10 protein-coding genes are annotated in these 10,334 nt (G+C 58.8%); 8 read left to right on the top strand and 2 right to left on the bottom strand.

Annotated elements, in window-relative coordinates; translation table 11 throughout:
• On the bottom strand, window positions 1-994 hold a 994-nt coding region (locus tag RTK01_RS08725), incomplete at its 3' end, for an ATP-binding protein (RefSeq protein ID WP_312280607.1).
• A 12-nt stretch (window positions 995-1,006) separates the two neighbouring features.
• On the bottom strand, window positions 1,007-1,936 hold the full coding sequence (locus RTK01_RS08720) for a DnaD domain protein (RefSeq protein ID WP_312280606.1): 930 nt from the start codon (window positions 1,934-1,936) through the stop codon (window positions 1,007-1,009).
• 261 nt (window positions 1,937-2,197) lie between these two features.
• Here RTK01_RS08720 and RTK01_RS08715 point away from each other — a divergent pair, with 261 nt between their 5' ends.
• The 8 genes from RTK01_RS08715 to RTK01_RS08680 form a co-directional block, all read left to right on the top strand.
• On the top strand, window positions 2,198-2,545 hold the full coding sequence (locus RTK01_RS08715; protein ID WP_312280605.1) for a cell division protein ZapA: 348 nt from the start codon (window positions 2,198-2,200) through the stop codon (window positions 2,543-2,545).
• Entirely contained in the window at window positions 2,545-4,671 is a 2,127-nt protein-coding gene (locus RTK01_RS08710) for a DUF3656 domain-containing protein (protein WP_312280604.1), read from the top strand. Before RTK01_RS08715 ends, RTK01_RS08710 begins: the two co-directional genes overlap by 1 nt.
• A gap of 67 nt (window positions 4,672-4,738) precedes the next feature.
• A complete protein-coding gene (locus RTK01_RS08705) occupies window positions 4,739-5,167 on the top strand; it encodes a dUTP diphosphatase (protein ID WP_312280603.1) in 429 nt (142 codons plus the stop codon).
• 63 nt (window positions 5,168-5,230) lie between these two features.
• Window positions 5,231-5,806, top strand: coding sequence for a Maf family protein (locus RTK01_RS08700; protein WP_312280602.1), 576 nt, complete (start codon window positions 5,231-5,233; stop codon window positions 5,804-5,806).
• A gap of 39 nt (window positions 5,807-5,845) precedes the next feature.
• Window positions 5,846-6,688 carry a rod shape-determining protein MreC gene (gene mreC, locus RTK01_RS08695; RefSeq protein WP_312280601.1) on the top strand — a complete coding sequence of 281 codons (843 nt, stop codon included), beginning with the start codon at window positions 5,846-5,848 and terminating at the stop codon, window positions 6,686-6,688.
• A gap of 12 nt (window positions 6,689-6,700) precedes the next feature.
• Window positions 6,701-7,225 (top strand): hypothetical protein, encoded by a 525-nt coding sequence (locus RTK01_RS08690; protein WP_312280600.1) that lies wholly within the window; start codon window positions 6,701-6,703, stop codon window positions 7,223-7,225.
• A 112-nt stretch (window positions 7,226-7,337) separates the two neighbouring features.
• Entirely contained in the window at window positions 7,338-9,431 is a 2,094-nt protein-coding gene (locus RTK01_RS08685; protein WP_312280599.1) for a penicillin-binding transpeptidase domain-containing protein, read from the top strand.
• An 89-nt stretch (window positions 9,432-9,520) separates the two neighbouring features.
• On the top strand, window positions 9,521-10,334 hold an 814-nt coding region (locus RTK01_RS08680; RefSeq protein WP_312280598.1), incomplete at its 3' end, for an alpha-amylase family glycosyl hydrolase.

Here is a 10,334-nt window from a genome sequence, read left to right as displayed (position 1 = left end):
AGCCCCGCTCCTTTTTCAAACGCCGAATATCCCGTCCAAAAAACGGAAGAATCTGATACTCGCCCTCAAGTCTCGATCCAATCTGTGCCCCGTACCGTCTGGAAAGCTCCTCCGGAGACAGGTTCGTATTCAAAATCACCGACCGGCGTTCCAGCAGCCGAGTGTTGACAATTTCATACAGGGCACTCTGGACAAATGAGGTGGTCATCTCCGTCCCCAAATCGTCCAGAATCAAGAGGTCGCAGTGCATAATGCGCTCCAAATCCTCTTCTACGCCCTCTCCCTCGTCCCGGCCAAATTTCCGGTCCTCAAACCGGGAAAACACGTGGGACGCAGTGTCGTACACCACCGAAAAGCCCGCGGCGCTGACCTCTCCCGCGATGGCGGAGGAGAGAAAGGTCTTTCCAAGTCCCGGCTTGCCGTACAGCAGCAGGTTCCCACCGTGTTTTTTAAACGCGTGAGCATAGTTTGCGCAAACCTCATATACCGTTTCCATGTTCTCCCGGGGGGAGATGCCGTAAACCGAGTCCGGGGTTTGGTCATACCAATCCATGGAAAAGGTATCAAAGCTCTGCCCTGCCAAATCCAGAGAGCGGGACAGCTCGGCCTGCTGCTCCTGGGCATAGTATCGCTTCAGGCAGACACACGCCGCCTCGCCCTTTGTCCCCGCGTCGCCGCACAAAGGGCAGGCAGGCTTGTACTCAAGATAGTCCGGCGAAAGTCCCAAATCCGCAAGAAGCTGCGTCCGCTCCTGCTGAAGGCTTAAGTTGCCGTCCCGCAGCACCGCCACTGCCGGACGGGGATCCGACCCCTTGCGCAGGGCGGAGACAATAATGCGGCTCATGGTAGAGGTCAGCTCCGCGTCGATTTCCCTCAGACGGGGTACGCGGGCATAGGTCTGCTCCTGCCGCCTGCGGAAGGTCTCCTCCCGGCGGCGGCGGTCCGCGTCGAACCGGGCGGATGCCCGGCGCATAATTTTTCCGTCGTAGGACATTCCGCTTCCCCCTTACTCCTTGCCCCGGTGCAGCGCCTGCACATACCGGAACATCTCCTCCTCCGGCGGACGCTGATCCCGCCGGGGCTGCTGGGCCTGCGTCCGGGGACGGTCCCCCGCCGCCACCTGCTCCGGGGTGTGCAGTCCCGCCTCGTGCCAGCGCTTCAAGATGCCGTTTATGTAAGGCCACTTCAGCTCGTGGCACTTTAAAACCGTCTTTTCATAGGCCAGAGCCACCGTCTCCGGCAAAAAGCCCCACTCCTGCCATGCGGCCAAGTATTTTTCCTCCGCCCCCACCGGCGTTCTGTCGCCCAATTGAAGGACCCGCATAAAGGCGGGCAGAGCCTCCTGCCGCCGGGCGTATTTTTTCAGATACTCGGCCGCCGCGCTTTGGGTATCAAGTCCCATCCGCGCCCATGCGTATCCCTCTTTTTCAATCTGACGCAGGGTGGGACGGCGTCCCTCTCCATAGCGCAGGCGAATGCGCTCCGCACAGTGGCACACCAGAAGGTAAATCACGTCGGAGGGCAAGCCCAGATAGTCGTAAAGCCCCAAAAGCGTCCCCATGTCCGGGGTGGAAAGTTTTTTCCCCAGCTTCCGCTCCACCTCGGCGGCAAGGCCGCGAAACACCCCGTCATCCTCCAGCGCCCCCGTCACGTCCTCCTGCCGGTAGTCCGGCCGCTCGTCCGCCGGCTCCGGCAGCTCGGCTGCCGGAAGAGACACCAGCTCCAACTGGCGAAGCACCAGCTCCGCCGCTTCGATGCGGGTCCGCTCCCAGCGCAGCTCTCCCGCAAGGGACCGGGGCTGGGTAAGCCCCTGATGGCGCAGCAGCGCCAGATATAAAAGGGACGCGTCCCCGTCTCCCCGCTCTAAAAGGCGACGCAGCGCGGCCCCGGAAACGGTGACGCTCTCGTCTCCCAAATGCTTTAAAATTCCTGCCATCAGGTGCGCCTCCCCTCTGTCTTACGGCAGCGCCGCCCACCAAGGTGCGCGAAATTGCCCGTTCTCCCGGAGACTGAACCGCCCCGGCTTTTTGACATTCCCCATTGTATACGACTTGAGCGCTTCTGACAAGCCCAAAACTTTGCTCCAGCGTGGAAAAAAGCTGGAATCCTGCGGGCATATATGATATAATGCTGACTTATAAAAATGGGTTACTATGCCGCGCCCGGGCGGCAGCTTTAAAAGAGGAGGAATCACAGGATGAATAACCGTGTCACCGTGACGATCTGCGGAGAGGATTACAATTTTGTGGCGGACGAGTCCCCGGAATACATGGAAAAAGTGGGCGCCTTTGTGTGCAAAAAAATGGACGAGCTGATCACCGGCGCCAAGGTGGGCCGGACGGACGCCGCGGTCCTTACCGCCGTCAACATCGCGGACGAGCTGTTTAAGTCCTATGAGGCGGCGGAAAAGCTGCGCTCCGAGATTAAAAACTACGCGGATGAGGCGGGCCGCGCCCAAGGTGAGGTTTCCGATTTGAAGCGGGAGGTTTTTCGCCTTCAGCAGAAGTTGGACGCTAAGACCGGCGGAAACGGGACCCGGCGCTGATGCGGCCAGAACTTCTCTCCCCCGCCGGGTCCCCGGAGTCCCTTCGCGCCGCAGTGGAGTGCGGAGCAGACGCGGTGTATCTGGGCTGGGGCAGCTTCAATGCCCGTCAAAGCGCGAAAAACTTCTCCGATGAGGAGTTTTTTGAGGCTCTGCAATACTGCCACGAGCGGGGCGTAAAGGTCTATCTGACGCTGAACACGCTGGTGTCCGACCGGGAACTGGACGCCGCCCTCGCCTGCGCAAAAACCGCCGCCAATCTGGGGGTGGACGCGGTGCTTGTGCAGGATTTGGGCCTGTTTGACCTGCTGCGCCGCGCTCTGCCGGACCTTCCGCTCCACGCCAGCACCCAGATGAGCCTGTTTACCTCCGGAGGGGCCTGCGAAGCGGCGGCGGACGGGTGCGAGCGGGTGGTCATCGCCCGGGAATGCTCCCGGGAGGACACAGCAAACATCTACAAAAGCTGCCCCGCCGAGATTGAGGTCTTTGTCCACGGAGCGCTGTGCATGTGCTATTCGGGTCAGTGTGCCATGAGCGCGCTGATTGGGGGCCGGTCGGGAAACCGGGGCCGGTGCGCCCAGCCCTGCCGCTTGCCCTATACCCTGACGGAGTTATCCGGACCGGACGTGTCCGGACTGGAATCTCCGCCGTCTCTGCTGGGAAATCCGAAAAAAAATGCCTACCCCCTCAGCCTGAAGGACAACTGTCTGGCAGGCTTTTTAGAGGACATGGCCCAAATGGGCGTGGCCTGCCTGAAGCTGGAAGGGCGCATGAAGCGCCCTGAGTATGTGGCGGTGGTAACGGGTATCTATGCCCTCCTTCTGCGGGAGCACCGTGGCCCCACGGCGGAAGAAGCCGCCGCGCTGGAGTCCGCCTTTTCCCGCTCCGGCTTTACCGACGGATACTGGCGGGGCCTGTCCGGTCCCGCACAGTTCGGCGTGCGCTCTGCCGACGCGGAGGAGCCGAAGGAGCTGTTCGCTCAGGCAAAAGCCGCTGTTGAAAAGGGCGGGATGCGGACGGTCCCCGTGATTATGGAGGCCGTTTTTCGCAAAAACCAGCCCTGCACCCTGACTGTCCGGGACGACGCGAACCGGACGGGCACGGCCACCGGCCCCGCCCCCGAGGAAGCGCGAAACAGGGCGGTGACAGCGGAAGATCTGGAAACCCGGCTGAAAAAAACCGGCGGCACCGCCTATCGGTGCGAAGCCGTGTCGGTGACGCTTGAGGACGGGCTGTCCGTGTCGGCGGCAACGGTAAACGCCCTGCGGCGGGACGCTTTGGCCAATCTTTCCGCGCTACGAATTGCGCCGCCAAAGCGGCGCGTTTTGTCCGTTCCCTCTCTTGAAAAGGCCGCTGACTATGCCGGAGAACCGGCCTTGACCTGCTCTCTGGTCCGCCGGGAGCAGCTTACACCCGCGCTTTTGGCTCTGCGCCCGGAGCGAGTATATCTTCCCTTGGAGCTTTTTGAAACGCTGGCCGCTTTGCCGACATTTGACGGGGAATACTGCGTCGTTGTCCCTCGTGTCTGGCGGGACGGGGACGAGCCGTATTTTTCGGAGCTACTGAAAAAGGCGGCAGGTCTAGGCGTTTCCGCCGCCATGGTGGGGAATCTGGGCCATCTGCCCCTGCTCCGTAATCAGGGCTTTTCTCTCTATGGTGATTTTGGTTTAAACGTTTTTAACGGACGAGCGCTGGGATATCTGGCAAACAAGGGCCTTCAATCCGCCGCGGTTTCCTTTGAACTGCGGGGCGCGCAGATTCGGGATATGCCGAAACTTCTGCCCACGGAGGCCATTGTCTACGGCCGTCTTCCCCTGATGCTTACGGAAAACTGCCTTGTTCGCAACGAAACCGGCTGCTCCTGCCGCCGCCCCTATGCCCTGATGGACCGAACGGGCGCGGCCTTCCCCCTTCTTCCCGTCTGGGGCCACCGGACGGAGCTTCAAAACTGCAAGCCTTTGTATCTGGGAGACCGGGACGACTGGAAACGCCTTGGCCTGCGGTATGCCCGACTGCGGTTTACCACGGAGTCCCCGGAAGAGTGCGTTCAGGTTTTTCGGGACTATCTTTCTGGCGGAGACGCTCCAGCAGAATTTACCCGCGGCCTGTTTGACCGGGGCGTGGAGTGAACAATTTTTAGTCCTATCTGTAATTCTTCCGAGCTATTTTACAATCTGTATTGATTTTGGAGTGTTTATGAATATCAAGGTCCGTTATTTTTGCGAGGATTTGGAGCCTCTGCGCTATGTGGATGGAAAGTCCGACTGGATTGATTTACAGGCGGCGGAGACGGTGACGCTGAAGTCAGGCGAATTTCGCCTGATTTCTCTGGGCGTGGCCATCGCCCTGCCGGAGGGCTACGAAGCCCACATCGTTCCCCGCAGCTCCACTTTTAAGAACTATGGCATTTTGCAGACCAACTCCATGGGCGTGGTGGACAACAGCTATTGCGGGGACAACGATCTTTGGCGCTTTCCCGCCTATGCCACACGGGACGTGACGGTGGAAAAGGGCACACGCATCTGCCAGTTCCGGGTGATGGCCCACCAGCCCCGGCTGGAATTTACCGCCGTAGAACATCTGGACGGCCCGAACCGGGGCGGTTTTGGGTCCACGGGGAAGTAATTTTTATTAAAATTAGAAATATTCCGGCGGCATTGCCCGCTTTTGGAATAAGGAGAGGGCAGGATGTCTAAGATGATATTGGCCTCCGGGTCTCCCCGGCGGCAAGAGCTGCTTCGGCTGATGGGGCTGAGCGAGTTTGAAATCAGGCCCCCGGAGGTGGAGGAAGACTTTCCCTCCGGTCTGACTTCGCAGGAGACGGTGGAATACATCTCCCGGAAAAAGTGCGATGCGGCTGCGGTTGTCGCCGCTTCCGACGAGATTATCATTGCGGCGGACACCATGGTGTTTGTGGACGGCGTGCCTTTGGGCAAGCCCACAGACGAGGCGGACGCCCTGCGGATGCTGACGCTGCTTCAGGGCCGGGGCCATGTGGTCTGCACGGGGGTAAGCGTCTGCGGCAATGGAAAAACCGTGACGGAGTCGGAATCTACGGAGGTCTTTTTCCGCCCTGCCGGTCAAGAGGAGCTGGCGGCCTATATCCGCAGCGGCGAGCCGATGGACAAAGCCGGAGCCTATGGGGTTCAAGGTTTGGGCGCACTTTTGGTGGAGGGCATCCGGGGCGACTTTTACAACGTAATGGGTCTTCCCGCTCTGCGGCTTAGCCGCATACTGGGCCGGTTTGGTATTCGTTTTTTTTAACTGATTTGGAATTGCTGAGAATTTGTCGGGGGCATTGACTTGAAAGAATTTCTGAAACGGCACGGACTTTGGGTCCTATTCGCCACGGCGGTGATCGCCGTGGTGCTTGCGGTGCTCTCCGTGTTCAGCACCACCTCCTCCCCGCTGGTGAATCTGGCGCAGACTATCACCTCTCCTTTTCGGGCGGCGTACACTGCCGCCGCGGGCTGGCTGATGGATAAGCAAAACTACTATGAGGATACCTCGGCCCTGAAGGCAGAAAATCAGGAACTGAAAAAGAGGATTGCCGAAATGGAGGCAGAGGTGCGTCAGGCCCAGAATGACAGCGAGGAAAATGAGCGGCTGCGCAGCTTGATGAATCTGCGGGAGCAGCGACGGGACCTCAGCGATTTGGAGGCCGCCACCATCACAGAGCACTCCACCTCCAACTGGACCAGCTATCTGACACTGAACCGGGGCACGGACCACGGCGTGGAAAAGAACGACTGCGTGATCACGGAGACCGGATATCTGGTGGGCGTGGTCAGCGAGGTGGGGAGCAACTGGTGCACCGTGCTGAACATTGTCGACACGGACACCTCCATGGGCGCGCAGGTCTTTCGCACAGACGACATCGGCGTGGCCGAGGGAGACTTTGCGCTGATGAGCCAAAGTCGACTGCGGCTGGACTTTCTTCCCGCCGGGGCGCAGCTTCTAAACGGCGATCTGGTGGTGACCTCCGGTCTTGGCGGCTATTACCCCTCCGGCCTTGTCATCGGCATGGTGGAGGAGGTCCAAACCGACGATTCCGGGGCCACATCCTATGCCATTTTGCGCCCCAGTGCGGAATTTGACGACCTGACGCAGGTCTTTATTATCAAATCCTTCGACATTGTGGATTGAAAGGCGGCGTTTATGACTCCCCGACAGGAAACCATTCATAAATGGGGGCTGTACGCCCTGCTTACGCTGTTTTGCTGCGCGTGGCAAGGAGCGGTTCTGCAATATATGCGGCTTTGGGGCGTGTTTCCCTTTATATACCCCATTCTTGCCGCAATTCTCTCCACACTGGAGGGACCTGTTTCTGGAATGATTTATTCTTTAGTTCTGGGCGTGGCCTGCGACTTGACTATCTCCGCACCCATTCCTTGCTTCTACACACTGGTTTTCCCTCTCGCCGGTCTGCTGGCGGGGATTTTGGCCAGAAGCGTGCTGTCCTCCGGCTTTCTCAGCGCGCTGGTGACTTCTATGGCCGCGTTTATTCTCACCGGCGCATTCCACGGGCTGATTTTTATGTTTGCTTCCCGCCCCGCTTGGGGGCAGACGGCCATTGTCTGCGCCAAGGAACTGGGCATGTCTCTTCCCTGGGCGTTGCCGGTGTATTTTCTGTTTCGCCGAGTGTGGCGCAGGTGCCTTGAAAATGAGTCCACTCGTTTATAAGCCGTAGTTCCTGCTTTGTGTGGCGGGCTTTTCCCCTCATTTTTACAAATGCTTGCTTTGCGGACCCGCGCCCTTTGGGCGGGGACCCGCCCGATTGTCTGGAGGTAGACCCTTGCTTGATACAAAATTCAATTCCACACGCCGCCTGTATATTTTGAGCGGCTTTCTGCTTTGCGTGCTTCTGACCTACGTGGGCGTGATGTACAACACGCAGATCAGCAACGGGAGCTATTACCGGGAGCAGTCTGTCCGCACCATTGCCAGCACGGAGACGGTGGAGGCCTCCCGGGGCATTCTTACCGACCGCAACGGACAGGTGATGGTTTCCAATCGACAGACCTACGCTCTTACCTTTGACATGTCCCTGCTCAATGAAGAGGATGACAAAAACGAAGCCATTCTGCGCCTAATTCAACTATGCAAGCAGCGTGGTGTTCTGTGGAAAGACAATCTTCCCATGAGCCAAACCGCGCCCTACGCCTACACCGTGGACACCGCGGGAACAGTGCAGAGGGACCGCTTTTCCAAATTTTTGCAGTCCAGTTTGAAGGTTCTGTCCACCAATGTGAGCCGGGAAAACGTCACCAATGAGCTGCTTTCCTCCATCCTCTCGCCGCGCGAGCTGATGAAACAGATGCGAACACTTTTTGAAATTCCGGAGGATTGGGCGGATGCGGACGCAAGAGCCGTGGCGGGCGTGCGGTATGAGCTGGAGATTCGCAAGCTGGTCAACACCACGGCCTATGTCTTTGCGGAGGATGTGAATACGGAGTTGATTTCTCTGGTGAAGGACGGAAACTACCGGGGCGCAAAGGTTTTTACTTCCTCCGTCCGGGAATACGACACCGACGCGGCCGCCCATGTGCTGGGCACCGTGGGGCGCGTGGAGGCAGAGGATTTGGCCGCCAACCCCGATATTTACAGCGGCGAGGACTGGATTGGAAAGTCCGGTGTGGAACTGGCCTTTGAGGGATATCTTCGAGGCGAGGACGGGACGCGTCTGATTTCCTCCAACGATCAGGGGAAAATTACCAGTGAATTTTATACCGCCCAGCCTAAGCCGGGAAACACCGTCGCCCTGACATTGGACCTGAATCTTCAGGAAGCCACAGAGCAGGCGCTGGCAAACACCATTACCAACATGAACGAAAAGGACGGAAACACCACCCGGGGCGCCGGCGCCGCTGTGATCGAGGTGGGCACCGGGGAGGTTTTGGCGCTGGCCTCTTACCCCACCTTCCGCCTTGCCAACTACAATCAGGAGTATGCGCTGCTCAGCAGCGATCCGGGAGAGCCGTTTTATAACCGGGCCACCCATGGCCGCTATCCCCCCGGCTCTACCTTCAAGCCCTGCACGGCCATTGCCGCGCTGGAATCCGGCGTGGTGACTTTGACGGAGAAAATCCGGGACACGGGCCGCTGGTACTATCCCGACATGATTGCCGGAACCGATCCCTTTTCCGCTTGGTGCTGGAACCGAAGCGGTCACGGCCTGCAAAACATTACCCAGGCCATTACCAACTCCTGCAACTACTTTTTCTACACCATGGGCTACCGTCTAGGAATTGAGCGGCTGGACGAATACGCCGCCGCCTTCGGACTTGGCAGCAAAACCGGCATTGAAATCGGAGAAGACCCCGGCATTCTGGCGGGACCGGAGTATTCTGAGTCAGTGGGCCAGACGTGGTACGGCGGCAACACCGTCATGGCCGCCATCGGGCAGTCCGACAACCTCTTCACCCCGCTTCAGCTTGCCAACTACATTGCCACTTTAGTGGGCGGGGGCGAGCACTATCCGGCTCACCTTCTCAAGTCGGTAAAGGCCTATGACAACTCCTCCGTGATTTACACCGGCGTGCCGGACCCGGTGAACACCGTCGAAATCAAACCCCAAAATCTGGACGCCGTAAAAAACGGAATGCACGACCTGACCACCAAGGGAAGCCTCGCCAGCTACTTCCGCAACTGCGTGGTGGACACGGGCGCAAAAACCGGCACAGCGCAGATTACCAAAAGTACCAAAAACAATGGCGTATTCGTTTGCTTTGCCCCTTTCGACGACCCGCAAATTGCTGTGGCTCTGGTGATTGAACAGGGCGGCTCTGGCGCGGCGCTGGCCTCCACCGCCGTGGAAATTCTCAACGCCTACTTTACGAAAGAGGAAATCGGCACCGTGATTCTGGGCGAGAACCAACTTCTCCCTTAACTCTTTGATGCGGTCCGGCCGGATTATTCCCGCCGGACCGTTTTTTACGCCGCTTTTACTTTCACTTTTTGGAAAGGACTGTGCCCGTTATGAGCGAACCCTATGTTTTCGACCCCAGACACAGCCTGTGCAAGGAACCCTTTGGGGCGACGGTCTGTGGCGGCCGGATTTTATTTCGCGTGCGCCCTCTGGCGCGTGAGGAATTTACTCACTGCGCTTTGGTTTTGCATCTCGAATTTTCCGGTGTGCAGGAAGAACGGGAGCTGCTGCCCGGCGGCCCGGCGGGAGATCGTGTTCTTTTTTCTCTCGCTTATGACGCGCCGGAGCAGCCGGAGCTGGTCTGGTATCATTTCCGCTTCTGGCGGGACGACGGCTCTGGCTGCGATTTGGACGCCTCGGGCTATCGCAGCGACGGACGCGCCACTGATTGGCAGCTAACGGTATACGACGCTTCTCGCCCTACACCCCAGTGGTTTGGTGACGGCGTAACCTATCAAATTTTCCCCGACCGGTTTTGCCGTCTATCCGTTCCCGACCCTGCGGGCCTCGTTGGAAACCGTACGGTTCACAAAAATTGGGATGACGCGCCCCATTGGCGACCCGACCAGCAGGGCGAGGTGCGAAACAACGACTTTTTTGGCGGCTCCCTGCAAGGTATTTTCTCCCGACTGGAATATCTGGAACAGTTGGGCGTCACCACGCTTTACCTCTGCCCCGTGTTTGAATCCGCCTCCAACCATCGATACGACACAGCGGACTACACAGCCATCGATTCCATGCTGGGAACGGAAGCGGACTTTCGGAAGCTGTGCACCAGAGCGGCCGAGCGGGGCATTCGCGTGCTTTTGGACGGCGTGTTTAACCATACCGGGTCTAACAGCGTCTATTTCAATGCCGAGGGAT

It is taken from the genome of Oscillibacter sp. (genome assembly GCF_031978065.1).
Taxonomy (GTDB): domain Bacteria; phylum Bacillota; class Clostridia; order Oscillospirales; family Oscillospiraceae; genus Oscillibacter.
This window is presented reverse-complemented; position numbering and strand designations above follow the sequence as displayed.

Excerpts from the sequence above, each read along its gene's own strand:
- RTK01_RS08720 (WP_312280606.1), bottom strand. The coding sequence starts at position 1,936 with ATGGCAGGAATTTTAAAGCATTTGGGAGACGAGAGCGTCACCGTTTCC.
- RTK01_RS08715 (WP_312280605.1), top strand. The coding sequence starts at position 2,198 with ATGAATAACCGTGTCACCGTGACGATCTGCGGAGAGGATTACAATTTT.
- RTK01_RS08710 (WP_312280604.1), top strand. The coding sequence starts at position 2,545 with ATGCGGCCAGAACTTCTCTCCCCCGCCGGGTCCCCGGAGTCCCTTCGC.
- RTK01_RS08705 (WP_312280603.1), top strand. The coding sequence starts at position 4,739 with ATGAATATCAAGGTCCGTTATTTTTGCGAGGATTTGGAGCCTCTGCGC.
- RTK01_RS08700 (WP_312280602.1), top strand. The coding sequence starts at position 5,231 with ATGTCTAAGATGATATTGGCCTCCGGGTCTCCCCGGCGGCAAGAGCTG.
- RTK01_RS08690 (WP_312280600.1), top strand. The coding sequence starts at position 6,701 with ATGACTCCCCGACAGGAAACCATTCATAAATGGGGGCTGTACGCCCTG.